Origin of the sequence: Variovorax beijingensis, from assembly GCF_003951285.1 — a bacterium.
Classification (GTDB): Bacteria; Pseudomonadota; Gammaproteobacteria; order Burkholderiales; family Burkholderiaceae_C; genus Variovorax; species Variovorax beijingensis.
Genome location: NZ_RXFQ01000002.1, coordinates 54,118 through 78,682, shown reverse-complemented (window position 1 = coordinate 78,682; position 24,565 = coordinate 54,118). Strand labels below are relative to the sequence as shown.

Annotated in this window: 26 protein-coding genes, 3 tRNA genes and 1 pseudogene; 20 read left to right on the top strand and 10 right to left on the bottom strand. The window is 67.1% G+C overall.

Features of this window, described 5'->3' with window-relative positions; translation table 11 throughout:
• Window positions 1-14 precede the first annotated feature (14 nt).
• Window positions 15-650: a glycerol-3-phosphate 1-O-acyltransferase PlsY gene (gene plsY, locus EJO66_RS03475; protein ID WP_124956069.1), complete on the top strand. Its 636-nt coding sequence runs from the start codon at window positions 15-17 to the stop codon at window positions 648-650.
• A gap of 8 nt (window positions 651-658) precedes the next feature.
• The gene (locus EJO66_RS03470; protein WP_124956067.1) at window positions 659-1,012 is read left to right on the top strand and encodes a RidA family protein; all 354 of its coding nucleotides are present in this window, start codon (window positions 659-661) and stop codon (window positions 1,010-1,012) included.
• A 9-nt stretch (window positions 1,013-1,021) separates the two neighbouring features.
• Here EJO66_RS03470 and EJO66_RS03465 read toward each other — a convergent pair whose 3' ends face one another.
• Together EJO66_RS03465 and EJO66_RS03460 are read right to left on the bottom strand one after the other, a co-directional pair.
• Entirely contained in the window at window positions 1,022-1,663 is a 642-nt protein-coding gene (locus tag EJO66_RS03465; protein WP_124956065.1) for a retropepsin-like aspartic protease family protein, read from the bottom strand.
• A gap of 7 nt (window positions 1,664-1,670) precedes the next feature.
• Complete coding sequence (locus EJO66_RS03460; protein WP_015866547.1) at window positions 1,671-2,156, bottom strand: YajQ family cyclic di-GMP-binding protein; 486 nt, start codon at window positions 2,154-2,156, stop codon at window positions 1,671-1,673.
• A 44-nt stretch (window positions 2,157-2,200) separates the two neighbouring features.
• Between EJO66_RS03460 and murB the strand changes: the two genes are divergently transcribed.
• The gene (murB, locus tag EJO66_RS03455) at window positions 2,201-3,253 is read left to right on the top strand and encodes a UDP-N-acetylmuramate dehydrogenase (protein WP_124956063.1); all 1,053 of its coding nucleotides are present in this window, start codon (window positions 2,201-2,203) and stop codon (window positions 3,251-3,253) included.
• A 4-nt stretch (window positions 3,254-3,257) separates the two neighbouring features.
• Window positions 3,258-4,084: pseudogene (locus EJO66_RS03450) on the top strand (glycine-rich domain-containing protein).
• An 81-nt stretch (window positions 4,085-4,165) separates the two neighbouring features.
• Here EJO66_RS03450 and argG read toward each other — a convergent pair.
• The 4 genes from argG to EJO66_RS03430 all read right to left on the bottom strand — a co-directional run bounded on the left by argG (window position 4,166) and on the right by EJO66_RS03430 (window position 7,024).
• A complete protein-coding gene (gene argG / locus EJO66_RS03445; protein WP_124956059.1) occupies window positions 4,166-5,506 on the bottom strand; it encodes an argininosuccinate synthase in 1,341 nt (446 codons plus the stop codon).
• 20 nt (window positions 5,507-5,526) lie between these two features.
• Window positions 5,527-5,853 (bottom strand): pyrimidine/purine nucleoside phosphorylase, encoded by a 327-nt coding sequence (ppnP, locus tag EJO66_RS03440; RefSeq protein WP_015866543.1) that lies wholly within the window; start codon window positions 5,851-5,853, stop codon window positions 5,527-5,529.
• 138 nt (window positions 5,854-5,991) lie between these two features.
• A complete protein-coding gene (locus EJO66_RS03435; protein ID WP_125964631.1) occupies window positions 5,992-6,609 on the bottom strand; it encodes a glycine zipper 2TM domain-containing protein in 618 nt (205 codons plus the stop codon).
• 58 nt (window positions 6,610-6,667) lie between these two features.
• Window positions 6,668-7,024, bottom strand: a complete 357-nt coding sequence (locus EJO66_RS03430) for an ArsC family reductase (RefSeq protein ID WP_124956055.1) — start codon at window positions 7,022-7,024, stop codon at window positions 6,668-6,670.
• A gap of 57 nt (window positions 7,025-7,081) precedes the next feature.
• On the opposite strand from EJO66_RS03430, the gene folC reads away from it, so the two are divergent.
• The 9 genes from folC (at window position 7,082) to EJO66_RS03385 (ending at window position 14,365) form a co-directional block, all read left to right on the top strand.
• Window positions 7,082-8,389 carry a bifunctional tetrahydrofolate synthase/dihydrofolate synthase gene (folC, locus tag EJO66_RS03425; RefSeq protein WP_125964630.1) on the top strand — a complete coding sequence of 436 codons (1,308 nt, stop codon included), beginning with the start codon at window positions 7,082-7,084 and terminating at the stop codon, window positions 8,387-8,389.
• Between the two features lie 62 nt (window positions 8,390-8,451).
• Window positions 8,452-9,297 carry an SPOR domain-containing protein gene (locus tag EJO66_RS03420; protein WP_125964629.1) on the top strand — a complete coding sequence of 282 codons (846 nt, stop codon included), beginning with the start codon at window positions 8,452-8,454 and terminating at the stop codon, window positions 9,295-9,297.
• Between the two features lie 18 nt (window positions 9,298-9,315).
• Window positions 9,316-9,801 (top strand): CvpA family protein, encoded by a 486-nt coding sequence (locus EJO66_RS03415; protein WP_124956049.1) that lies wholly within the window; start codon window positions 9,316-9,318, stop codon window positions 9,799-9,801.
• Between the two features lie 12 nt (window positions 9,802-9,813).
• Window positions 9,814-11,316: an amidophosphoribosyltransferase gene (purF, locus tag EJO66_RS03410; RefSeq protein WP_124956047.1), complete on the top strand. Its 1,503-nt coding sequence runs from the start codon at window positions 9,814-9,816 to the stop codon at window positions 11,314-11,316.
• An 11-nt stretch (window positions 11,317-11,327) separates the two neighbouring features.
• Entirely contained in the window at window positions 11,328-12,548 is a 1,221-nt protein-coding gene (locus EJO66_RS03405; protein WP_124956045.1) for an O-succinylhomoserine sulfhydrylase, read from the top strand.
• 7 nt (window positions 12,549-12,555) lie between these two features.
• Window positions 12,556-13,944, top strand: a complete 1,389-nt coding sequence (gene gltX, locus EJO66_RS03400; RefSeq protein WP_125964628.1) for a glutamate--tRNA ligase — start codon at window positions 12,556-12,558, stop codon at window positions 13,942-13,944.
• A gap of 72 nt (window positions 13,945-14,016) precedes the next feature.
• Window positions 14,017-14,092: transfer RNA gene (locus EJO66_RS03395), tRNA-Ala, on the top strand.
• 51 nt (window positions 14,093-14,143) lie between these two features.
• A tRNA-Glu gene (locus tag EJO66_RS03390) sits at window positions 14,144-14,219 on the top strand.
• Window positions 14,220-14,288: 69 nt separating this feature from the next.
• Window positions 14,289-14,365, top strand: a tRNA-Asp gene (locus EJO66_RS03385).
• A 54-nt stretch (window positions 14,366-14,419) separates the two neighbouring features.
• Here EJO66_RS03385 and EJO66_RS03380 read toward each other — a convergent pair.
• The 3 genes from EJO66_RS03380 to EJO66_RS03370 form a co-directional block, all read right to left on the bottom strand.
• Entirely contained in the window at window positions 14,420-15,700 is a 1,281-nt protein-coding gene (locus EJO66_RS03380) for a phosphatase PAP2 family protein (protein WP_240648506.1), read from the bottom strand.
• A gap of 52 nt (window positions 15,701-15,752) precedes the next feature.
• Window positions 15,753-17,048 carry an ArgE/DapE family deacylase gene (locus EJO66_RS03375; RefSeq protein WP_125964627.1) on the bottom strand — a complete coding sequence of 432 codons (1,296 nt, stop codon included), beginning with the start codon at window positions 17,046-17,048 and terminating at the stop codon, window positions 15,753-15,755.
• 100 nt (window positions 17,049-17,148) lie between these two features.
• Window positions 17,149-18,897 (bottom strand): hypothetical protein, encoded by a 1,749-nt coding sequence (locus EJO66_RS03370; RefSeq protein ID WP_125964626.1) that lies wholly within the window; start codon window positions 18,895-18,897, stop codon window positions 17,149-17,151.
• Window positions 18,898-19,221: 324 nt separating this feature from the next.
• Here EJO66_RS03370 and EJO66_RS03365 point away from each other — a divergent pair, with 324 nt between their 5' ends.
• Complete coding sequence (locus EJO66_RS03365) at window positions 19,222-19,806, top strand: BPSL1445 family SYLF domain-containing lipoprotein (protein WP_124956036.1); 585 nt, start codon at window positions 19,222-19,224, stop codon at window positions 19,804-19,806.
• Here the strand turns inward: EJO66_RS03365 and EJO66_RS03360 are convergent.
• Window positions 19,796-20,644 carry a plasmid replication/partition related protein gene (locus EJO66_RS03360; protein WP_125964625.1) on the bottom strand — a complete coding sequence of 283 codons (849 nt, stop codon included), beginning with the start codon at window positions 20,642-20,644 and terminating at the stop codon, window positions 19,796-19,798. The two genes, EJO66_RS03365 and EJO66_RS03360, sit on opposite strands and share 11 nt — an antisense overlap.
• A 305-nt stretch (window positions 20,645-20,949) precedes the next feature.
• Here EJO66_RS03360 and EJO66_RS03355 point away from each other — a divergent pair, with 305 nt between their 5' ends.
• The 6 genes from EJO66_RS03355 to EJO66_RS03330 all read left to right on the top strand — a co-directional run bounded on the left by EJO66_RS03355 (window position 20,950) and on the right by EJO66_RS03330 (window position 24,554).
• Entirely contained in the window at window positions 20,950-21,495 is a 546-nt protein-coding gene (locus EJO66_RS03355) for a sigma-70 family RNA polymerase sigma factor (protein ID WP_124956032.1), read from the top strand.
• A 96-nt stretch (window positions 21,496-21,591) separates the two neighbouring features.
• A complete protein-coding gene (locus EJO66_RS03350) occupies window positions 21,592-21,795 on the top strand; it encodes a DUF4880 domain-containing protein (RefSeq protein ID WP_124956030.1) in 204 nt (67 codons plus the stop codon).
• A 102-nt stretch (window positions 21,796-21,897) separates the two neighbouring features.
• A complete protein-coding gene (locus EJO66_RS03345) occupies window positions 21,898-22,155 on the top strand; it encodes an MbtH family protein (protein ID WP_124956028.1) in 258 nt (85 codons plus the stop codon).
• A 5-nt stretch (window positions 22,156-22,160) separates the two neighbouring features.
• On the top strand, window positions 22,161-22,898 hold the full coding sequence (locus tag EJO66_RS03340; RefSeq protein ID WP_125964624.1) for a thioesterase II family protein: 738 nt from the start codon (window positions 22,161-22,163) through the stop codon (window positions 22,896-22,898).
• A complete protein-coding gene (locus EJO66_RS03335; protein ID WP_125964623.1) occupies window positions 22,876-23,565 on the top strand; it encodes a 4'-phosphopantetheinyl transferase family protein in 690 nt (229 codons plus the stop codon). Before EJO66_RS03340 ends, EJO66_RS03335 begins: the two co-directional genes overlap by 23 nt.
• Window positions 23,562-24,554, top strand: a complete 993-nt coding sequence (locus EJO66_RS03330; protein ID WP_125964622.1) for a TauD/TfdA family dioxygenase — start codon at window positions 23,562-23,564, stop codon at window positions 24,552-24,554. The genes EJO66_RS03335 and EJO66_RS03330 overlap by 4 nt, the downstream gene beginning before the upstream one ends.
• Window positions 24,555-24,565 lie beyond the last annotated feature (11 nt).

Below are 24,565 nucleotides of genomic sequence, written 5' to 3'. Positions count from 1 at the left end.
CGCGGAGCGCCGCCTTGAGCTTTCATCTGCCGTCTTTCATCGCCATTCTGGCTTCGTACCTGATCGGCTCGCTGTCCTTTGCGGTCATCGTGAGCAAGGCGCTCGGCATGGCCGACCCTCGCAGCTACGGCAGCGGCAATCCCGGTGCCACCAACGTGCTGCGCTCGGGCAACAAGGGCGCGGCGCTGGCCACGCTGCTGCTCGATGCGCTCAAGGGCTGGCTGCCGGTGTTCCTGATCCGACATTTCGGCGCGCAGTGGGGCCTGGGCGAAGGCGTGGCCGCGCTGGCGGGCCTGGCGGCCTTCCTGGGCCATCTCTACCCCGTGTTCTTCGGCTTCCAGGGCGGCAAGGGCGTGGCCACGGCGGCCGGCGTGCTGGTGGGCATCGCGCCCTGGCTGGGGCTGGCCACAGGCGCCACCTGGCTGATCATCGCGGTGTTTTTCCGTTATTCGTCGCTGTCCTCGCTGGTGGCGGCCTTCTTTGCGCCGGCGTATTACCTGCTGGGTGGCAACATTGCGTGGCCGCTCGACCGCACGGTGCTGATTGCGGTCATCATCATGAGTCTGCTGCTGGTCTGGCGGCACCGCGAAAACATCCGCCGGCTCGCGGCCGGCACGGAGTCGAAACTCGGCTCGAAGAAAAAGGCTTGATAAACACCATGGCATCCATCACCCGCTTCCACGTCGGTCCGCGCCTGTCCGAGACGGCCGTGCACAACGGCACCATCTACCTTGCGGGCCAGGTGCCCGACGACACCACGCAGGACATCCGCGGCCAGACCTCCCAGGTGCTGGCGATGGTCGACCGGCTGCTGGCCGAGGCCGGCAGCGACAAGTCGCGCATTCTCATGACGCAGATCTTCCTGGCCGACATCACCGACATCACGGCCATGAACGAGGTGTGGGATGCGTGGATTCCCGCCGGCAACACCCCACCGCGCGCAACGGTGCAGGCCAAGATGGCCAATGCGGCCTACAAGATCGAGATCGTCGTCACGGCCGCGCAAGCCTGATGCGAAAGGTCAGTAGCGTTTCTCCAGGACCATCTGGTCCGCGTCGCGGCGCATCGAAAAGCGGTTGATGAAGCTGTTGCCCAGCAGCACGAAGGGCATGGGCTGCGGCGAGACGATGGCGTCGATGTCGTACACCTCGACATCGCCCACGCGCACCGACCGCAGCCGCAGCCTGTAGCCGCTGGACATGCCGTTGGCGGTGCTGATCTGGATGCGCTGCCCCTTGCTGTAGTCCAGGCCGATGCGCTGGGCGTCGTCGGCCGACAAGGCGATGGACGTGGCGCCCGTGTCGAGCATGAAGGTGACGGGGCGGCCGTTGATGGCGCCCTGCGTCATGAAATGGCCGCGGCTGTCGGCCGGCAGCACGATGCGGCTGCCGCCACCGGTGCCTCCCCCGCCGCCAATGCTGACCGGCGTGTCCATGCGCAGGTTGACGCGCTTGCCCTCGAGTTCGACCACCGCCTGCTCGGCCTGCAGCGACACCAGCTTCACGCCCTGGAACGTCTCGCCGACCGCCACCGTCTTGGGCGGCGCGCCGTTCACGATCAGGATCGCGCGGCTGCCGATGGTGCCGGTCAGCATCACGGAGCCGGCCGCATGCGCCCCGACAGCGGCAGCCAGGAGCTGCGCTGCGACGACGAGGGCTTTCATTTGCGGCTCAGTCGCGGAAGTTGTTGAAGGACAGCGGCATGTCGGGCACGTCCTTCTTGATGAGCGCCATGGCGGCCTGCAGGTCGTCGCGCTTGGCGCCGGTGATGCGTACCGCGTCGCCCTGGATGGCCGCCTGCACCTTGAGCTTGCTGTCCTTGATGATGCGGGTGATCTTCTTGGCCTGCTCGGATTCGATGCCGCTCTTCACCTTGATGACCTGCTTGACCTTGTCGCCGCCGATCTTCTGAACGTCGCCCTTGTCGAGGAAGCGCACGTCGACGCTGCGCTTGGTGAGCTTGGCGCGCAGGATGTCTTCGACCTGCACGAGCTGGAACTCGGCGTCGCCGATCATGGTGATTTCCTTGTCCTTGAGCTCGACGGCGGCGGCCGTGCCCTTGAAATCGAAGCGCGTTGCGATTTCCTTGGCGGTGTTTTCGACCGCATTCTTCACTTCGGGCAGATTCGGCTCGCAGACGGTATCGAAAGACGGCATGGGCTCTCCTGAATTCACGGGGTGCTGGATGCGACAATTCTCCCATGATCGTGGAGAACAACGTCCCGCTGCAGCCGTACAACAGCTTCGGCATCGTCGCGCGCGCGCAGAACCTGGTGCGCATCGCCAGCGAGGCGGACGTGGCCGAGCTGCGGGCCGACCCCCGGTGGCAGGGCGCGCCCCGCTTCGTGCTGGGCGGCGGTAGCAACATCGTGCTCACCGGCGACGTCAAGCCGCTGGTGCTGAAGGTCGAGATCAAGGGGCTGCGGCTGGTCGAGGAGACCCCGCGCGCCTGGATCGTGGAGGCCGGCGCGGGCGAAATCTGGCACGACGCGGTGCAATGGATGCTCGAGCACGGCTATCCGGGCCTCGAGAACCTGGCGCTCATTCCGGGCACGGTGGGCGGTGCGCCGGTGCAGAACATCGGTGCCTACGGCGTCGAGCTGCAGGACCGCTTCGATTCGCTCGATGCCATCGACCTGGACACCGGACGCAGTTTCACGCTCGATGCCGCGCAGTGCGCCTTCGGCTACCGCGACTCGGTGTTCAAGCATGTGCGAAGCGGGCCGAACGATTTCGGCCTGTCGGGCCGGGCGCTGATCACCCGTGTGCGTTTTCGCCTGCCCAAGCCCTGGAAAGCCGTGGTGGGCTACCTCGACCTCGCGCGCAAGATGGAGGAAACCGGCAACTTCACGCCCAGCGCCACCGACGTGTTCGACTGGGTCTGCGCCATCCGCCGCGCCAAGCTGCCCGACTGGCGCGTGCTCGGCAATGCCGGCAGCTTCTTCAAGAACCCCACGGTCACGCCCGAGCAGTGCGCCGACATCATTGCGCGCGACCCCAAGATCGTGCACTACCCGATGGACGACGGCAGCATCAAGCTCGCGGCCGGCTGGCTCATCGACGCCTGCGGCTGGAAGGGCAAGTCGGTCGGCAATGCCGGCGTCTACGAAAGGCAGGCGCTGGTGCTGGTGAACCGCGGCGGCCTCGAGAATCCGGTCACGGGCGGCGAGGTCATGACCCTGGCCAAGGCCATCCAGACCAGCGTGTACGAGCGCTTCGGCATCCGGCTGGAGCCGGAGCCGGTGGTCGTCTGACGCGGTGGATCTCGATTTTCTCCACCTGAACTACCGGCGGCGCATCGCGGCGCTGGTGTGGGCGCAGCGGCTCGTCATCGTGGCGGGCATCGCCGCGGTGTTCCTGGTTCCCGCGCGCTGGTGGGCGTCGGGGCTGCTGTTCGTCGCGGCCTTCTGCTTTGCGGCGCTGCTGGGCCGGATCGAAATCAGCCTGCGCCGCCAGTTCATCCGCGAGGCCCGGCTGCCGCCCTTCCTGGCCGGCAAGCTGCGCGCGGCCCATCCCGGGCTCACCCAGCGCGACGCCGAACTGGTGCTGCGCGGGCTGCGCCAGTTCTTCATGGCGTACCTGCGCAGCGGCCGCAAGTTCGTGGCCATGCCGTCCAAGGTGGTCGACAGGCCTGGCACGAGTTCATCCTGCACACGCAGGGCTACCAGAACTGGTGCAAGGCGGCCTTCGGCGGCATGCTGCACCACAGCCCGGCCGAGGTGCTGGGCAAGGATCCGAAGCGCAACGACGGCCTGCGCCGCAGCTGGTACTGGGCCTGCAAGGAAGAAAGCATCGATCCGCGCACGCCGGCGCGCCTGCCGCTCCTGTTCGCGCTCGACGTGAAGTTCGGCATTCCAGGCGGCTTCGACTACGTGCCCGACTGCAAGGCGATCGACCGGCACGCCGGCTCCGGCGCCCATTGCGGCACCAGCTTCGGCGAGTCGTCGTCGGATGGCGGCGGCGCGGGCGATGCCGGCGGTTTCGGCGGCAGCGAATCGAGCGGCAGCGGCGATGGCGGCAGCGGGGGAGGGGATTCCTCCGGCGGCTGCGGAGGTGGGTGCGGCGGAGGCGGCGGCGGCGATTGATCGACCGGCGACTCCGCGCATGACGCGCCAATGAAAACGGGCCCGCGAGGGCCCGTTCGTCATTGGAGGAAGCGCGTTGGCTTACTTGCTCTCGTCGTCGTTCGAGAGCCGCGGCACCGAGGTGCCCTGGCCCGGCGACAGCAGCCCGGTGCGGGTGTAGATCGCAAGCTTCTCGCGCGTGTCGACGATGTCGAGGTTGCGCATCGTGAGCTGGCCGATGCGGTCCAGCGGCGTGAACGCACCGGCGACCTTCTCCATGCTCAGCCGCTCGGGCTGGTACGTCAGGTTGGGCGAGACGGTGTTGAGGATCGAGTAGTCGTTGCCGCGGCGCAGCTCGATCGTCACTTCGCCGGTGATGGCACGCGCCACCCAGCGCTGTGCGGTCTCGCGCAGCATGATGGCCTGCGGGTCGAACCAGCGGCCCTGGTAGAGCAGGCGGCCAAGCTTGCGGCCGTGGTCGCGGTACTGCTCGATCGTGTCTTCGTTGTGGATGCCGGTGACCAGGCGCTCGTAGGCGATGAACAGCAGCGCGAGGCCGGGCGCCTCGTAGATGCCGCGGCTCTTGGCCTCGATGATGCGGTTCTCGATCTGGTCGCTCATGCCCAGGCCGTGGCGGCCGCCGATGCGGTTGGCTTCCAGGATCAGCTCGACGAGGTTCGCATGCTCGACGCCGTTCAGGGCGACCGGGCGGCCTTCCTCGAAGCGCACGCTGACGGTCTCGCGCTTGACCTCGACTTCGTCCTTCCAGAACGCCACGCCCATGATCGGCTGCACGATCTGCATGCCGCTGTCGAGGTTCTCCAGGTCCTTGGCCTCGTGCGTGGCGCCGAGCATGTTGGAGTCGGTGCTGTAGGCCTTCTCGGCCGACATCTTGTAGCCGAAGCCGGCCTTGGTCATGAACGCCGACATCTCGGCCCGGCCGCCGAGCTCGTCGATGAACAGCTGGTCGAGCCAGGGCTTGTAGATCTTGAGGTTCGGGTTGGTGAGCAGGCCGTAGCGGTAGAAGCGCTCGATGTCGTTGCCCTTGTAGGTGCTGCCGTCGCCCCAGATGTGGACGTCGTCTTCCTTCATGGCCGACACCAGCATGGTGCCGGTCACCGCGCGGCCGAGCGGCGTGGTGTTGAAGTAGGTGACGCCGGCGGTGGTGACGTGGAAGGCGCCGGCCTGCAGCGCGGCGATGCCTTCGTTGGCGAGCTGCGCGCGGCAGTCGATCAGGCGCGCGTTCTCGGCGCCGTAAAGCATCGCCTTGCGCGGGATCTCGTCGTAGTCGGGCTCGTCGGGCTGGCCGAGGTTGGCAGTGTAGGCGTAGGGAATCGCGCCCTTCAGCTTCATCCAGTGCAGTGCCGCGCTGGTGTCCAGGCCGCCCGAAAAGGCAATGCCGACCTTCTGGCCGGCGGGAACGTTTTGGAGAATGGTCGACATGTGGGTGTCCGGTTCGCGGTTCAGCCGAAATGGCAGATGTAGCTGTAGGGCTCGCCAGTGACCCGGATCTGGAAGCTCGAATTGCCCGGCACGCTGAACTTCTGCCCGGCGCCCGAGGCGATCCATTCGGTGGTTCCCGCCAGCTGGTATTCGCAGCTGCCGGCAGTGCCTTCCATGATCTCGGGCGCGCCGGTGTTGAAGGTCAGGGTGGACGGCAGGATCACGCCGACCGATTTCCTGGTGCCGTCGGCCAGCGTGAGGCTGTGGCTCACGCACTTGCCGTCGAAATACACATTGGCCTTGGTCGCCACTGCGGCGCTGTTGAGAGTGTCGGTAGTCGTCGTCATTGGATGGCGCCGGCGCATGCGCGGTCGGCTTGTCGAGGACGCGCCACCGCGGCGGCGCACCCCTTGGGGGTTGGAAAAGTCCTCGATTTTAGGGCTTGGGCGGCACCGGCCGTCTCCCGCCCCTCGCTTGCGCGCGCTTCAGCGCCAGTGGCGATGGCCCCATCCGCCGCGATAGCCGCCCCAGCCCCTGGAATAGCCAAGGTTCAGCGAGATGCCGACCGGCGGGTAGACATAGGGCTGCGCATAGGGGTAGGCGTACCCCGGCTGCACATACACCGGCGGCGCATAGACGGGCGCCGGTTGCACATAGACGGGTGCGGGCCGCACGTACACCGGTGCGGCCGGCGCATTGGAGACCACCACGCCAGGTTCGGGCACGACGTTGTCCCAGGCCGAGCCGCCTGGCTGCGCGTATTGCTGCTGTTGCTGGTACTGCTGCTGGCCGCTGTTGTTGGCCTCGACCGGGTAGGGCTGCAACTTCGGCTGCGGCGCGACCGGCGAGGTTGTCACGCCATAGGCGTTGACCTCGACCGGGATGGTGGCGCCCGGCCGGCTGTCGGTGCGGGTCGTGTATTGGCGGCCGTTGTATTCGTAGGTGACGTTGTAGCTCACGTCGCTGCCGGTCGTTTCGCGGATCGGGGTCGCGGAAATCACCCGGGCCTGGACCACTTGCTGGGCCTGTGCCAAGCCGGCGCCCGTCGCCAGCAGGCCGGCCACGGAAAGACCCGCAAGGGTGCGAAAAACGTGTCTGTTCATGGTGTTCTCTCCTGCAGATCGAGGTTGGAGGCCGGCCGGCGAGGCGGGGTTCCGGCGTTTACACGGCGTTCACGGTGGCCCAGGCGTCGGCGTCGAACCCTGCCGTAACGCCGGTTTTCGGCCCCCAGTTGACCACCGGCCGCTTGATCAGGCTGGGGTTGGCCAGCAGCACGGCCCGCGCCGAAGCGGCATCGACCACTGCGTTGCGGGTGGCTTCGTCGAGCTTGCGCCAGGTGGTGCCGCGGCGGTTGACCAGCGCCTCCCAGCCGGGCTTCTTGAGCCACTGGTCGAGCTCGGCCTCGGGCACGCCCTGTTTCTTGAAGTCATGGAAGGTGTAGGCGACGCCGTGGTCGTCGAGCCAGCTGCGGGCGCGCTTGACGGTGTCGCAGTTCGGGATGCCGTAGAGGGTTGTCATGGACGCCAATGATGCCGATAAAACGCGGGGCGGCGGGCGCTTTGCGGGTCGGCGACAATGCCGGGCTCCATGGAAACCCTTAACGACTGGCTCGCGCGCGCCGAGCAACTCCATCCGAAGAACATCGAGCTCGGCCTCGACCGCGCCAAGGAAATGGCCGCCCGCATGGGCCTGCGCTTCGACTGCCCGGTGATCACCGTGGCCGGCACCAACGGCAAGGGTTCGACCTGCGCCATCCTCGAATCGATCCTCACGCACGCCGGCTACCGCACGGCGGTGTTCACGTCGCCGCACCTGGTGCGCTTCGAGGAGCGGCTGCGGCTGGCGGGCGAAGCGGTCGATGCTTCCAAACTGATAGCAAACTTCGAGGCGGTGGAAACGGCCCGGGGCGACATGCCCCTGACGTACTTCGAGTTCACCACGCTGGGCATCCTGCGCTGCATGATCGAGGAGAAGCCGGACGTGGCGATTCTCGAAGTCGGGCTCGGCGGCCGGCTCGATGCGGTCAACATCATCGACACCGATTGCGCGGTCATCACCAGCATCGACCTCGACCACATGGACTACCTCGGACCCGACCGCGAAAGCATCGGCTTCGAGAAGGCCGGCGTCATGCGCGCGGGCAAGCCTGCCATCGTGAGCGACCCGATGCCGCCGCAAAGCGTGATCGACCATGCGGCAGCCATCGGCGCCGACCTCTGGCGCTTCGGGCACGACTTCAACGTGTCGGGCGACAAGCAGCAGTGGGGCTGGTCGGGCCGCGGCCGGCGCTACAGCGGGCTGGCCTATCCCGCGCTGCGCGGTGCCAACCAGTTGCTCAATGCCGCGGGCGTGCTTGCGGCACTCGAGGCGCTGCGGCCCCGGTTGCCGATCACCGCGCAGGCGGTGCGCACGGGGCTCGCGATGGTCGAGCTGCCCGGCCGCTTCCAGATCGTTCCGGGCGAGCCCACGCTGGTGCTCGACGTGGCGCACAACGCCCACGCGGTCGCGGCGCTGGCCGAGAACCTCGACGCGATGGGTTTCTATCCCACCACGCACGGCGTGTTCGGTGTCATGGCCGACAAGGACCTGGCCCCGATCCTCGCGCGCATCGGCCCGATGATCGACCGCTGGTACTTCACCGACCTGCCGACCCATCGCGCCGCCAAGGCCGGCGATCTGCTCGCGAGCTGGCAGGCGCAGAACACGCGCACCGACGTCTCCGGCAGCGTGCATGCGAACCCGATGGAGGCGCTGCGCGCAGCCATCGAGCACGCGGACCCCGCTGATAGAATCGTGGTCTTCGGATCGTTCTTCACCGTGGGTGGCGTGCTGGAGCATGGCACTCCGCGGCTGCAAGCCAAACACCTGCTGCCCGGCGGCTGATCGCCGGCCCGTCCGCACCATCTGGCACACACCTCGCTGCACTCCTTCAGGGATCGAACTTCATGGCGTTTTTCAAGTTCCGCACGCGCGGCCCACAAGGCAACGAAGGACGCAGCGCACCGGCAGCCGTCCCCGCGGAAAGTGTCGAAACCATGCGTCGCCGTGCGCGCCACCGGCTGGTGGGCGCGGCGGTCCTGGTGCTGCTTGGCGTGATCGGATTTCCGCTGCTGTTCGACACCCAGCCGCGCCCGGTCGCGGTCGACATCCCGATCGAGATTCCCGACCGCAACAAGGTCAAGCCATTGCCCGTGCCCGCGACGCCGGCACCCGCCGCACCGGCGACCGGCGCTGCCGACCCCGGTGCCCGCGTGGCGGCGGCGCCGTCCGGCAGCGGCGGCATGATCACCGAGAGCGCCGACGGCACCGAAATAACCGATCCCGGCAAGCCGGCGGCCAGCACGCCTGCGGCCGAGACTCGGCCCACGGCCGAAGCCAAGCCGGAGCGCAAGCCAGAGCCCAAGCCGGAACCGAAGCCCGAGCCCAAACCCGAGCCGAAGCCCAAGCCCGAACCCAAGCCCGAACCCAAGCCGGCCTCGGCCGACGACGGCAACCGCGCGCGCGCCTTGCTCGAAGGCAAGCCGACCAATACCAGCACCAAGCCCGCCGCAGCCGAAGACGGCGGCCGCTTCGTGGTGCAGGTTGGCGCCTTTGCCGATGCCGACAAGGCTCGCGAAGTGCGGCTGAAACTCGAGAAGGCCGGCCTCAAGACCTATGTGCACGTGGCCAAGACGGCCGATGGCGAGCGCACGCGTGTGCGTGTCGGCCCGTTCGGCTCGCGTGCCGAGGCGGACAAGGCCGCCGAGAAGGTCAAGGGCTTGTCTTTGCCGGCCGCCATCCTCACGTTGTAGTAGCCATCGCCCGCCGCCGTGGCCCTGCTCGACTGGATCGCCGTCACGCTCGTCGTCGTGTCGATGCTGTTCGGCCTGGTGCGGGGCCTGGTGTTCGAGGTGATCTCGCTGGCGGGCTGGGTGGCCGCATTCATTGCCGCCCAGTGGCTGGCGTCGGATGTGGCGGCCTGGCTGCCCTTCGGCGATCCGCAGGCCACCTGGCGCTATCCGCTGGCCTTCGTGCTGGTGTTCGTCGGGGTGGCGTTCGGCGTGGGGCTGGTGGCGGCGCTGACGCGAAAGCTGATTGCGGCTGTCGGCCTCAGGCCGGTGGACCGGATATTGGGTGGGGCCTTCGGAGCGGCGCGGGGTGCGGTTGCCCTGCTCGTGCTGGCGGTCGTTGTTCATTTGCTGGCGTTGAGCGACAGTGCCTGGTGGCACGAATCGCACAGCGCCAATGTTCTTGATGCGGCATTGCAGGGCCTGAAACCCGCGCTGCCTGAAAAGTTGGCAAGCTACCTGCCCTGAGAGGAATCGTTCATGTGTGGAATCGTCGGCGTTGTCAGCAACGCACCCGTCAATCAGCTGCTCTATGACGCCTTGCTGCTGCTGCAGCACCGCGGCCAGGATGCGGCCGGCATCGTCACCCTGCTGGAACGCAAGTTCTTCATGCACAAGGCCAAGGGCATGGTGCGCGACGTGTTCCGCACGCGCAACATGCGCGCATTGCCGGGCAGCGTGGGCCTGGGCCAGGTGCGCTACCCGACGGCGGGCAATGCCTACAGCGAGGAAGAGGCGCAGCCCTTCTACGTGAACGCACCCTTCGGCATCGTGCTGGTGCACAACGGCAACCTGACCAACGCGCACGCGCTGCGTTCGGAGCTGTTCTCCACCGACCACCGCCACACCAACACCGAGAGTGATTCGGAAGTGCTGCTCAACGTGCTCGCGCACGAGCTCGAGCGCGCCTCGCGCGGCGTGCCGCTGAATCCGGCCGAGGTGTTTGCCGCGGTCAAGAACATGCACAAGCGCCTGCGCGGCTCCTATGCCGTGGTGTCGCTGATTGCCGGCCACGGGCTGCTGGCCTTCCGCGACCCGTACGGCATCCGGCCGCTGTGCATGGGCCGCAGCGCGGACGGCACCGTGATGGTGGCCAGCGAGTCGGTGGCGCTCGAGGGCTCGGGCCATGTGTTCGAGCGCAACATCGCGCCGGGCGAAGCGGTGTTCATCGACCTGCAGGGCAACGTGCATTCGATGCAGTGCGCCGAGGCGCCCACGCTCAACCCCTGCATCTTCGAATTCGTCTACCTCGCGCGGCCCGACTCGGTGCTCGACGGCATCTCGGTCTACCAGGCGCGGCTCAACCTGGGCGAAACGCTGGCCAAGCGCGTGGTGTCCACCGTGCCGCCGAACCAGATCGACGTCATCATCCCCATCCCCGAATCGAGCCGGCCGAGCGCCACGCAGCTCGCGCACCTGCTCGGCGTGCCGTACCGCGAAGGCTTCGTGAAGAACCGCTACGTGGGCCGCACCTTCATCATGCCGGGGCAGGGCGTGCGCAAGAAGTCGGTGCGCCAGAAGCTCAACGTGATTGCCAGCGAGTTCAAGGGCCGCAACGTACTCTTGGTCGACGACTCCATCGTGCGCGGCACCACCAGCCGCGAGATCGTTCAGATGGCGCGCGACGCCGGTGCGCGCAAGGTCTACCTGGCCAGCGCGGCGCCGCCCGTGCGCTACCCCAACGTCTACGGCATCGACATGCCCACCAAGGACGAGCTGGTCGCTCACGACCGCACCGTCGAGCAGATCCGCGAGCTGATCGGCTGCGACGCGCTGATCTACCAGGACGTCGACGCCATGAAGCGTGCCATCGGCTCGCTCAACCCCAAGCTCGACGGCTTCGATGCGTCCTGCTTCGACGGCGTGTACGTGACCGGCGACATCGACACCGAAGCCATCTCGCGCATGAACGGCAACCGTCCGCGCATCGAGGAAACCGAAGAAGATTCTTCGCGCCTGGCGCTTCCCAACCACAGCGAGTGAGAGCCGAAGACGTGACCGATGAACGAACCCTGCCGCCCGGGCTGCACCGCGACACGCTCGCGCTGCGCACCGGCCTGGCGCCGAGCCAGCACGGTGAGCACTCCGAAGCGCTGTTCCTGACCAGCGGCTTCGTGCAGCCCGATGCCGAGACCTCGGCGCGCCGCTTTGCCGGTACCGAAGCGGGTTTTACCTACTCGCGCACGTCCAATCCCACGGTCACCAGCTTCGAGCAGCGCCTGGCCGCGCTCGAAGGCACGGAGGCCGCCATCGGCGCCTCCACCGGCATGGGCGCGATCCTCATGATGTGCATGGGGCTGCTCAAGGCCGGCGACCACGTCGTGTGCTCGCGCTCGGTGTTCGGCTCCACGCTCAACCTGTTCGGCAAGGAGTTCGCCAAGTTCGGTGTCGAGACCACCTTCGTCTCGCAGACCGACGTGGCCGAATGGCGCGCGGCCATGAAGCCCAACACCAGGCTGCTGTTCGCCGAAACGCCGACCAATCCGCTGACCGAGGTCTGCGACATCCGGGCGCTGGCCGACCTGGCGCACGGCGCCGGCGCGTTGCTCGCGGTCGACAACTGCTTCTGCACGCCCGCGCTGCAGCGCCCGACAGAACTCGGCGCCGATCTCGTCATTCATTCGGGCACCAAGTACCTCGACGGCCAGGGCCGCGTGATGGCCGGTGCGATCTGCGGCCCCTCGAAGCTCATCGTCGATGTGTTCGGCCCGGTGGTGCGCACCGCCGGCATGGCGCTCTCGCCGTTCAATGCGTGGGTGGTGCTCAAGGGCCTGGAGACACTGAGCATCCGCATGCAGGCGCAGTGCGCCAATGCGCTGGCTGTCGCGCAGTGGCTCGAAACGCAGCCCGGCATTGCGCGCGTCTACTACCCCGGCCTGGCCTCTCACGCCCAGCACGAACTGGCCATGCGCCAGCAGTCGGGGCAGGGCGGCGCGGTGCTGTCCTTCGACGTGGTTGGCGACACGCCGGACGCGGCGCGCGCCAATGCCTTCCACGTGATCAACAGCACGCGCGTGGTGAGCATCGCCACCAACCTGGGCGACACCAAGACCATCATCACGCACCCCGGCACCACCTCGCATGGCCGCCTGACCGAAGCACAGCGCCAGGCCGCCGGCATCAGCCAGGGGCTCATCCGCCTCGCGGTCGGCCTGGAGCACATCGACGACATCAAGGCCGACCTGCTGCGTGGCCTGGGCACCCTGAAATCCTGATTGATCCATGACCGGCAAAGTTCGCACCCGCATCGCTCCGTCTCCCACCGGCTTCCTTCACCTGGGCACGGCCCGCACCGCGCTCTACTCGTGGGCCTACGCGCGCCATCACGGCGGCGAGTTCGTGCTGCGCATCGAGGACACCGACGTGGCCCGCTCCACGCAGGACTCGACCGACCAGATCCTCGCCTCGATGCACTGGCTCGGCCTCGACTACGACGAAGGCCCGATCTACCAGATGCAGCGCCTCGCGCGCTACCGCGAAGTCATCGCGCAGATGCTTGAGGCCGGCACGGCCTACCACTGCTACTGCACGCCGGCCGAGCTCGACGAAATGCGCGAGGCGCAGCGCGCGCGCGGCGAGAAGACGCTGTACGACCGCCGCTGGCGCCCCGAGCCCGGCAAGGTGCTGCCGCCCGTGCCCGAAGGCGTGCCGCCCGTGGTGCGCTTTTGCAACCCGCCCGAAGGCGACGTGACCTGGAACGACCTGGTCAAGGGCGAGATCACCATCAACAACCGCGAGATCGACGACCTCATCATCCTGCGGCCCGACGGTGTGCCCACCTACAACTTCGCGGTGGTGGTCGACGACTGGGACATGGCCATCACGCACGTGTTCCGCGGCGACGAGCACATCAACAACACGCCGTGGCAGATCAACATCTTCCGCGCGCTCGGTGCACCGCTGCCTGCGTTCGGCCACGTGCCGGTGATCCTGGGCGACGACGGGCAGAAGCTCTCCAAGCGCCGCGGCGCGGTGAGCGTCACCGCCTATGAAGAGAACGGCTACCTGCCCGAAGCCATGCTCAACTACCTTGCGCGCCTGGGCTGGAGCCATGGCGACGACGAGCTCTTCACGCGCGAGCAGATGGTGAGCTGGTTCGACGGCTCGCACCTTTCGAAGAGCCCCGCGCAATGGGATGCGGCGAAGCTCGCATGGGTCAACGCGCAGTACATCAAGGCCAAGGCCGACGCGGAGCTCGCGCCGCTCGTGGCCGCGCAGCTGAAAAAGCGCGGCATCGAGGCCGACGAGCGCCTGCCCGCCATCTGCGCGCTATTCAAGGACCGCTGCGAAACCACGGTCGCGCTGGCCGACTGGGCCGCCGCGTTCTACGCGGACGTGGCGCCGAGCGAAGCCGACCTCGCGCAGCACGTCACCGATGCAGTGAAGCCCGTCATCGCAACGCTCGCCGAAAAGCTCGCGAGCGTGACGTGGGAAAAAGTTTCGATCGCCGCGGCCATCAAGGAAGTCCTGGCCGCACATTCGGTGAAAATGCCCGTGTTGGCCATGCCGGTTCGCGTCCTCCTGATGGGAACACCGCAGACGCCATCCCTCGATTCGGTGCTCGCCATCTTTTCTCGTGAAAAAGTTATCGAGCGTTTGAAAAGGGCCTGATTTTTCGGTCTATAATTTGAGGCTCGACAGCGACACAGGGTGATTCTGAAAAGAAAAGCCTGAAAGTCAAATGGGGGTATAGCTCAGCTGGGAGAGCGCTTGCATGGCATGCAAGAGGTCATCGGTTCGATCCCGTTTACCTCCACCATCAAAGTGTCGAGAAGATAAGTGCTGATCGCAGCACGGTTCCTAAGGTTTTGACCCTATCGTCTAGAGGCCTAGGACACCACCCTTTCACGGTGGCTACCGGGGTTCGAATCCCCGTAGGGTCGCCAGTTTCGCGCAAGTGAAGCAGGCACAAGTCGTCAGCACTTGGCTCCGCAAGGAGTGAACGTTGTCTACCAGGAGTGGTAGTTCAGTTGGTTAGAATACCGGCCTGTCACGCCGGGGGTCGCGGGTTCGAGTCCCGTCCACTCCGCCAGTCAAAGAACGGGTTGCATCAGAAATGGTGCAACCCGTTTTTCTTTGCTTCGCGCTATGCGTACGAGCGCTCGATGCCGCTGGTGGCCGAATCCCGGCTCCCACCCAGCCTCGCCTGCAGGATGGCCAGAAGCGCCAGGACCGGCAGGGCCAGTTCCAGGATTTCCTCGAAGCTGAGCATCAGGTAGCCGCGAAAGGCCGCGGAAGAACCGGCGGTGAACAGGTCTGGCTGCCCCACAAGGGAAGCGGGCAGCTGGTCGAGAATGATCGCGGCCCCGATGACCGCGGCAAAGGTCAGCAGGGTCATGGCTTCGGGCCGCCATTGCCGCCAGGCGCGGATCGCGCGGCTTGCACACCAGGTGCGTCTGGCCAGCCACCCGGCTGCGATGGCGACGGGCGCGAGGGCGGCCATCGCAGCAAGAATGCGCGAGAGCGGCGCTTCCAGCAAGCTGGTGTCCCAATGCGCCTGATGCCAATCCGCCTCCCGGGCTGCGAACGCAAGAAGCAGGACGCAGATGGCCACCCGGTCCGGTCGCGAGAGAAACGCCACGCGAACCATCAAGACGCAGAACACCGCGGCCAGGTACAAGAGAACCGTGCTTTTCTCGACGGGCCCGTTTTCCTCCAGCACCGCCGGCCCGATCGCCTGCGGCGTGTTCAAGCCGACCCAGGCAGCGGCGAAGACGAACACCAGCACCAGGCATGGCCCGGCTCTGCGGTCGGCCAAGGCGCGCAACGGCCGCGCCAGGGTTGCTGCAGCCTGAGGCGCAATCGCCTGCATCGCAAACAGCGCCGCGGCAATGGCCGCACCCAGCAGCGCACCTGCCGCGACATCGAACGGAAAATGAATGCCGACATGGATGCGAGCCCAGCCCGTGGCTACGGCAGCTGCAAGAATGACCAGCCCGACGTCGCGCATCGAGCGCCGCAGCAGCAGCATGAAGGCCATGGTGAACATCACCGAGGCATGCGTGCTGGGCAGTCCCGCGCGCAGGCCGTGGGGAACGTGCGCGGGGCTCAGCCCCATCATGAAGGGACGCGGCACGCCCATGGAGGCAGCGATCTCCTGCGAGATCAGGGAAGCCGCTCCTCCGGCGGCCAGCACCGCCAGCACACAAGGCCGCTGCGCAACACGCCGCCACGCGGCCCAGGCAAGAACCGCCGCACATGCCCATGACGAACCCAGCGCGATGGCCGACGCCAGCTGAAGCATCGCGGGCGAGGGAGAAAAGCCCGCTGCAAGTGCATCGAAGAGGGCGAGATTCAGCGGATGCATCCTTTTTGATTCACTTTCCTTGCGGGCTCGGGTCGTCCACGCGAACGACGTGGCGTGCATCGTAAAACGAGCTTCGCCACGCGGGTGTGACACGGCGCTTCTTCGGTCTCGGTCAATCGATGCGGTCGACGCCGCACCAGCGCGCCATGAACACCGCCAGCACGGCGGTCACCTGCACCAGGCTGTCGATGGAAACCCACTCGTCGATGCCGTGGATGCTGGAGCCCGTGGGGCCGTAGCAGACCGCCGGCGTCTGCCCATAGATGTTGAAGAACTTCGCGTCCGTCGTGCCCGTGAAGGCCCCGGGTTCGAGCGCCTGCCCGACGATGTCCTGATGGCACTTCGAGAGTTCCGTGACGATCGGCGAATCCAGGTCGAGGTCGAAGCCGTCGGCCTGGAAGCCTTCGTAGATCAGCCGGTAGCGCAGGCTCTCGCGGGCCGGATGCGCGGCATAGGCGGCAGCCAGCACGGCCTCGACTTCGGCCTTGGCGCGGGCCACGTTCATGTCGGGATAGAAGCCGATGCGAATGTCGCTGCGGCAGGCCGAGGGCACCGACGAGGCCCATTCGCCACCCTGGATCTTTCCGAGGTTGAAGTTGATGGGATGCGCATGGTGCGCGTAGCTGCGATAGCGGTTGGCGGGCTCGTTCCAGCGCTGCTCGAGCTTCTTGAGTTCCGAGAAAAGGTACAGCGAGAAGTCGATGGCGCCGACTCCGGTCTGGGCCACCGAGGCATGCACCGGCTTGCCCAGCACCTCGAGCGCGAACCACAGCACGCCCATCTGGCAGGTCATCACGCCGCCGAGCGGTTCCGGGATGATGGCCGCGTCGGCGCGATAGCCCTCGACCAGGCAGGCCAGCGCGCCGTTGCCCGTGCACTCCTCTTCCACCACCGATTGAAAGTACACCGGCGATGCCGGTTCGAGCCCGAGCGACTGCAGCGCTGCATACGCCATCGTGTAGGCCGCAATGCCGGCCTTCATGTCGGCCGCGCCGCGGCCGTAGAGCCGGTCTCCCTCGATCACGGGTTGGAAAGGCGGGTGCTTCCAGAGCACCTCGGCGCCGGTCGGCACCACGTCGATGTGGCCGTTGAAGATCAGCGATCGGCCCTTCTGCGGCCCGCGGGGCTGGTGAATGCCCACGACGTTGGTGCGCCCGTCGTACGGGACGATGGAGGGCGAGTAGCCCGGATGCTGGCGGATCTTCTGCTCGTCGATCTCGAACTGGTGCACGCGCAGGCCCAGCTTCGCGAAGGACTCGGCCATGAAAGCTTGCGCGCCTTGCTCGTGTCCCAGCAGCGAAGGATGCGCAACGAGCTGCTCGAGCATTCGAACGGCCGGCGCGCGCAGCGCGTGGGCGGCCTCCACGATGGCGGCTTCGCTGATCTGGTTATCGGTGGCGTTGGGCATGGAGTCGGGGCCGCCTGCTTCGGCGATGCGGGAAGAAGGAGGCTCATTCTTCCACGCCGCGCAGGCGCCGCCCCGGCAATTACGCGCGGTTTCCGGCGCGTCAACGCAGCAGGCCGGCCACCATGTTGGCTGCGCCCTGGTAGTTCTCGCGCGCATGGCGGCGTTCGAATTCATGCAGCCGCGCAGCGAGCCCGGCTTGCCGCGCCGTCACGCCCGCCGGCAGTGCACGCACGGCCGACGCCTGCGCCAGCGCATGCTCCAGATCCCTGGCCATGTGCTGCGAAAGCGGCCAGCCTGCGCCCAACGGCTCCAGCCGCCAATCGGCCCAGTCATGGATGCGGAAGCTGCCATCCTCTTCCCTGAAGATTGCGTTGCTGGAGAGATGGGGCTGTATCAGCTGCAGCGGCATGGCCTGCATCGCCTGCACGAAGGAGGGCCAGGCGAGCCGCAGTGACTCGATGGCGTCCGCCTGCACCTTGTGGGCGGCGGCTTCCCGCAGTGCGTCGAAGCGGATGTGCGGGAGCCGCTCCGGCAGAAGGGTACGCGAGCGGCGATAGCGCTCGACAAGGACGGGCGGCGGCTCGTACGCCATCAGGCGGGTGCGCAATGCCGAGACGCCCTGCGCATATTCCGCTGCGTTCGTGCGCCGGGATTGCGTGTTCCAGCGCATCAGGTGGCAGGCAAAGCCGCTCACGCGCGTCTTGCCGAGCCATTCGAAGGCAGGCAGTCCGGCCGCGCCAAGGTCCAGCAGGTCGGCTTCCTGTTGAGCCGCCGCGTCGCGCGCGTGATCGAAGAGCTTGAAGAGAAAGCCATGGTTCGAGGCGGCCCCGCCGTCGAGCCGCCTCACGAACAGTGCCTTGATGTTGCCGGCGCCCAGGGTCCGGGTCTGCACCTCCAGCCGCATGCCTTCGAGCGGCAGGCCGAGCTGCGAGTGGAGGACCTCGCGCATCCATTGCTCGCGCCGGGCCGGCTCCAGCAGTTCGTCGAATGGGCTGCGAACCGCCGCGGGTGCCTGCCATTGCACATCGGGCAGGAAGAGCGCGCGAACCTGGCTGCGCTGCCTGTCCAGCGCGGCGAAGTGAAGCGCCACGAAGGCGATCTGCTGCAGCGCCTGGCGCAGAAGAATCAGCGCCACCAGCACCACCAGGAGCGGCGGCAGCGCATCGCGCCAGTATTGCCACACCACGATGGCCAGCGCGCAGAAGAACCCGCCCTGCACGAACCCGCTCATCAGGCGGTTGAGCGAATCGCGCATGCCATGCGCGAGGCTCGGCCGCCACGCGATGGCGCCGTGCAAGGCCGATGGCACGAGGCCGCACCACAGCAGCGCAGCCAGCAGCATGGGGGGATACAGGGCGGCCAATGCCACCATGGCCAGGCCGGCGAACACCAGGGCGGCAGCGCTGCGCAGCAGGCGTTGATAGGCCTGCCGCGCGGTCTTCGACTGGTTGTTGAACAGGCCCGTTTTCTCGCTGGCCTGCCATTGCTTTTGCGCGCCGCGCTCGCACAGCCAGTCGATGAGCTTTTCGGCCGCCAGATGCAGCACATAGGCCGCGACGATGGCGCCGCCGACGACCAGCACCTGGGTCTTCTGCGGCATGTCGGAAAGGACTCGCGGCAGCAGCGTGGGCCCCTGGGACCCGGTCAGCATGACGACGAGTTTCCATGGCAGCCAGAGCGCCATCAGCAGGCTCAGCTGCGATGCGAGGACCGTTCCCACGACCAGGACCACATGGCCCGGCGTGTGTGCCAGCAGGATGCGGTAGACCGGCAGGCATGAGCGCACGGCGCGCAGCATGGCGGGGTACACCCCGGCAGGCCGCTCAGGTGCCTCGATCGCGACGCCCATCAGTGCAGGGCCTGGCGCGGCTTGGAGGGTGCAGACAAGGCGTTTCGCGAGTGGTTCATGGCGGCTTCGCTGGAGGTGGTTCCGGCCGGCCGGGACTCATCCGTTGCAGGGGGTGGCGCGGCGGCGCGCCAGTATGCCATCGGCCATGCCGGACGGCCGATCGGGCCATCGTTCCTGGATGCCTCGACTTCGCGTAGGCCGTTTTCCCAAATTGGCTTCAGCGGTATTTTGCGGTCTTAGCATGGGCGTTCGAACAGGCTGCCGAGGGCCGCGAAAGAAAGCGCCTCGGCCTTTCCATCGTTCCAGCTCGCAAAGGAGAGCGTCATGCGATCCAATCAATTCCGAAGCCTTGCGCTCGCGTGTGCCGTTGCAGTGGGCGGCGCCGCAATGGTGGGCTGCACCACCACGCGGCCCCAGGACCAGGCCAGCCCCGCTTCAACGCGTGCATCGATCGATGCCCAGGTCGATGCCGCATTGTCCAAGTTGTACGACACGGTCAAGGGCTCGCGCGAGGTTGTTTCCTCGTCCAGCGGCGTGCTGGTGTTTCCCGCCGTGGTCGGCGCCAGCATGGGCATCGGTGCCGAATACGGCCGGGGCGCGCTGCGGGTGAACGGCCGCACGCAGGCCTACTACAGCACCACCGCGGGCTCGATCGGCTTCCAGGCCGGCGCGCAGTCGAAGGCCGTGATCTATGTGTTCACCACGCGAGCCGCGCTCGACAAGTTCCGCAACAGCAAGGGATGGACGGCGGGCGCCGATGCCACCGTGGCTGCCGCAACCATCGGCGCCAACGGCAGCATCGACACCAACACGCTGCGCCAGCCGGTGATCGGCTTCGTGTTGACCAACGTGGGGCTCGAGGCGGGCGTTTCGTTGTCGGGCGCGAAGATTACAGAGATCAGGCTGTAGCCAACTGCGCCTGCAGTTCGGCGACCTGCCTGCGCAGGCTCTCGTTCTCGGCCGTCAGTTCGGCCACGCGCCGTTCCAGCATTTGAACGGCGTCGGGCTGCTGCCCTGCAGGCTGATCGGCCGCATCCGATTCGGCCGACTCCTCGCGCGGCCTGCGCCTGGCCTCGCGAACCCGCTTGGCGGCCTGCTTGAGTTCGTCCTTGCCCGCGTTCGCCGCCGACACCTGCTCTTCGGCAGGCAGGCTGGCCACGGCCGCCGCCGTGTTGATGGAGATCACGCCCGACTTCACGGCCGCCACCAGTTCGGGGGCTGCCTGCTTCTGGATCTTCTCGATCATCACGACCTGGTTGCTGCTCAGGCGCGCGGCCCTTGCAATGGCTTCGCGGCTGCTCAAGGGCGCGGGCGGCGGCAGGGCCGCGGCGCCGTTGTCGGTGGACGGCTCGGCAGTGGGCGTGTCGGCGTCGAAGGGCGCGTCGTCGTCCGGCCGAGCCGTCTCGGCCAGCGCACGCGCACGCCGCTCGTCGACGATGTCCTTCTTTCTGAGCGCCAGCACGCCGCGCAGGAAGTCCGAGATGCTGCGCCGGCCGAGGTGCTGGTCGATCATCCAGAGGTGCACGTCCTCGATGGTCTTGAAGCGCGTGTTCTGCACCGTCTGGAACGGCAGCCCGTGCTTCTGGCAGATGCCGTAGCGGTTGTGGCCGTCCACCAGCACGTCGCCCCACAGCACCAGCGCGTCGCGGCAACCCTCGGTGAGGATGCTGCGTTCCAGCGCTTCGTGCTCCTCCGGAGTCAATGGATCGATATAGGCTTTGAGTTCTTCGTTGACGACGATGTTCATGGGGCAGGGATCGGAGAGAGGGGCGGAATTCTAGATGCGGGTTGGACGCGATCATCCTGCCGTCATGCAAGCGCTCCACCATCGAATGGAGTGGCCGATCGATTTCCGGCGCCCGCCTGTCTCGCTTTTGCGTGCTCAAACGTCTAATGGATATGGGACACGAAGAGGGCGGGATATCGGGTTTTTTTGTACCCACAAGTAGTAATAATTCTCATTTGTATTGAAAACTTCAGGAGCACCGCCTTCATGCTGATGTGTCTGCATCCTCCCCGACCTTCTCCTGGGCGGTCCGCGCCCCCCCTCGCATGATGCGAGAGCCGGTCGACAGCGCGCTGCACCTTTCGGAGCCCACGCTCGCGGAGGTCTTCATCGCGAACCGTGCCCAGCTGCTGCGCGTGGCGCGAAGAATCGTTCGCACCGCGGAGCTGGCCGACGATGTCGTGCAGGACGCCTACCTCAAGATCACCGACGGCCCTTGCGTGCGCAAGGCCGATCGGCCGATTGGTTATTGCTGCCAGGTCGTGCGCAATGTCGCGCTCGACTGCTGCCGGCGCCACACCGTCGAGGCCAACTACCGCACCTTCGATGTCGATGTCGAAGCGCTCGATGTCGCCGGCCCGCCCACGCCCGACCGCCTGATGCGCGAACGCCAGGCGATCCAGGCCATCGACAAGGTGCTCGCGGGGCTCCCTGCGCGCACGCGCCTGGTGTTCGAGCTCTACCGGCTCGAAGGCCTCACCCAGCGCGACATCGCGCAGCGCCTGGGATGCGCGCTTGGACTGGTGAACGGCCTGATTGCCGAGGCGGCGCAGGCGATCAAGGAATGCGGCCGCCTGCTCGAGGACGACTGAGCCTTCGCACGCCGGTGGGATTGGTGTAGGGTAAAAGCCTTAACTCCCGCGCGGCGTGCCGATGTACTGTCGCGTGATGCATCACACCCTTCACGCATGACACAAGAACAGGACGATCCCATCTGGAGCACCGCATGGCAGTGGGTGCAGCGCGAGCACGACCACGAGAGCTTCGATGCCCGCGCGCGGGCCGAGATGACGGCCTGGCTTCTTGCCGATCCGCTGCACCGCAAGGCCTACGATCGGGCCGCCCGGCTGTGGCTGCTGGCCGGACTGGTGCCGCCGGCCGCCAGGGAGTGAACAGATCGCGTCCTGAAACGTCTTGTTGATCAGGAGCGACGAGATGGCCCGCCGGGCCGCCCGATCGCCTTTCACCCTGTTCAACCGCACAAGGACGCACCCATGTCGACGAGCTGCTTCGATCGCGAAGACGAGACCTTCATCGTTCTGGTCAATCACGAAGACCAGTATTCCATCTGGCCCCACTGGAAGGCCGTTCCGAAGGGGTGGACGGCGGTCGAGGGCGTGAAGGGCGACAAGAAGACCGTGCTTGCCCACGTCGAGCAGAACTGGACCGACATGCGTCCGCGCTCGCTGCGCGAATGGATGGCGCAGCAGAACCCGGCGACCGGAACCGCAGCCCAAACCGCGGCGGGTTGACGCGCATGGACGCGAGCGTCTCGCTGCTGTGCCTGCCTTGTGCGGGCGCCAGCGCAACGATGTACCTGCGCTGGCGGCGTCTGCTGCCGCGCTGGGTCCACATCGTGCCCGTGGAGTTGCCCGGCCGCGGTGGCCGGCTGTCCGAGCGCCTGGTCCGGAATTTCGATGAGCTCGTCGCGCAGGTCTGCGCGGAACAGGCCGAGATGCTGCGCGGCAACTTCGCAATCTTCGGCCACAGCATGGGATCGTTGCTGGCCTATGGCGTCACGCGCCGGCTGCTGTCGATGGGGCGCCCGTTGCCGCTTGCGCTGCTCGCCTCCGGCAGCTGTGCGCCTTCGCGGCGCGATCCCGCGCGCTTCGCCGGCAGGACCGACGACGCATCGCTCGAGGCCGAGTTGCGCAAGCAGGGCGGAACGCCCGAGGAAGCCTTCGAGAGCGCGGAGCTCATGCGCATCACGCTCGACATGCTCGGTGCCGACTACCGCGTGTGCGAGAGCTTCCGGTACCGCGAAGAAGCGCCGCTCCCCATGCCCGTGCATGTCTTTGCCGGACGCGAGGACGACATCGACGCGGCATCCGTCCATGCATGGTCGGCCGAGGCGGGCGGTGTCTTCACGCTCGACTGGTTCGACGGCGGCCACTTCTTCATCCGGCAGCGCGAAACGGCATTCCTGGCCGCACTTTCCGAGCGACTCGGCCAGGCCATTGCAGGAGAGCGCCATGCGTCCCGTGTCCTGGCCTGACCCGCTCCCCGCAGGCATCGAGGTCTACCGCCTCGACCTCGACCTGGATGCCGATGTCTCGGCCGAGCGCCAGCTGCTGGCACTCGCCGAGCGCGCGCAGGCCGACAGGTATGCGCGCAGCGCCGACCGCGTGCGCTTCACGGCCACGCGGGCGGCCCTTCGCGGCCTGCTTGCCCGGCGCGTGGGCTGCCAGCCGGCCGACGTGCGGCTCGCAGTGGGCCTGCACCGCAAGCCCTTCCTCGACCTGGCCGGTGGCGATGCGCCGCTCTTCAACGTCTCGCACTCGGGCGCCCATGCGCTCATCGCGCTTGGTGATCCCCGCGTGGTGAGTGCGGTGGGTATCGACATCGAGGCCTGCAGGAGCAATGTCGACCTCGAGGCCGTCGCCTCGCTCGCCTTCACCGGCAGCGAACGACGCGCGCTGCAGGAAGCTGGCGACCCACTGCAGGCCCTCTACAGCCGCTGGGTCGGCAAGGAGGCGGTGCTCAAGGCCGTGGGCGTCGGCGTGGCCGAGCACCTTCAATCCATCGGTGTCCATGCCGGTGCGCATGGGCGATACATCCTCGAATGCGCCGTTCCCGAATGGTCCGGTCTTCACGCCGTGGCGCTCGATGCGCCCGCGGGCTATGCCGCCGCACTCGCGTGGCGTGCCAAGGAATCGACATGAATGAAACGCTCACCCGCCTCGTGCGCAGCAAGGCGCCCGCCGGCTCCGACCTGCCCGTCCTCATGACGCCCGCGCATGCCGGCGAAGACCTGCTCTCGGCCGTGCAACGCCTGCGCCCGCAGATCGAGGAGTCGCTCCTGGCCGCCGGCGGCGTGCTGCTGCGCGGCTTCTCGGTGCCGGCAGTGGAGACCTTCCAGCAATTCGCCTCGTCGTTCGGCCATCCGCTGCTGAAGTACGAGTTCGCCTCCACGCCGCGCTCCGCGGTGTCGGCCTCCACCGGCGCGGGTGTCTACACCTCCACCGAATACCCGGCGCACCAGAGCATTCCGCTGCACAACGAGCAGGCCTATACGCGCGAGTGGCCGATGAAGATCTGGTTCCACTGCGTGACCGCTTCGCCCGAAGGCGGCGAGACGCCCATTGCCGACAGCCGCGCCGTCTACCGCCGCATGCCCGAGCACATCCGCAAGCGCTTCGAGCCCGGCATCCTGTACGTGCGCAACTTCGGCGAGATGGACGTGCCATGGCAGAAGGTGTTCAACACCGAAAGCCGCGCCGAAGTCCAGGCCTTCTGCGAGCGCTCGGGCATCTCATGGGAATGGAAAGACGACGACGGCCTGCGCACCCGGCAGCTTTGCCAGGCCGTGGAGACGCATCCCGTCACCGGCGAGCAGGTGTGGTTCAACCAGGCCCACCTGTTCCACATCTCTGCGCGCGAGGCCGAGGAGCGCGAAGTGCTCGAAGAAATCTACGGCATCGAGAACGTGCCGCGCAACACCTTCTTCGCCGATGGCTCGACCATCGGCGACGAAATATTCGACGAGGTGCGCGCCGTGCTCGATGCGGAGACGGTGGCCTTCCCGTGGGAGGAGGGCGACGTGCTGATGCTCGACAACATGCTGGTGGCGCATGCGCGTTCGCCGTTCAAGGGGCCGCGCAAGGTGATCGTGGCCATGGCCGAGCCGCACGGCAATCTGGGCCGCTTCTAGAACCGCAGGGA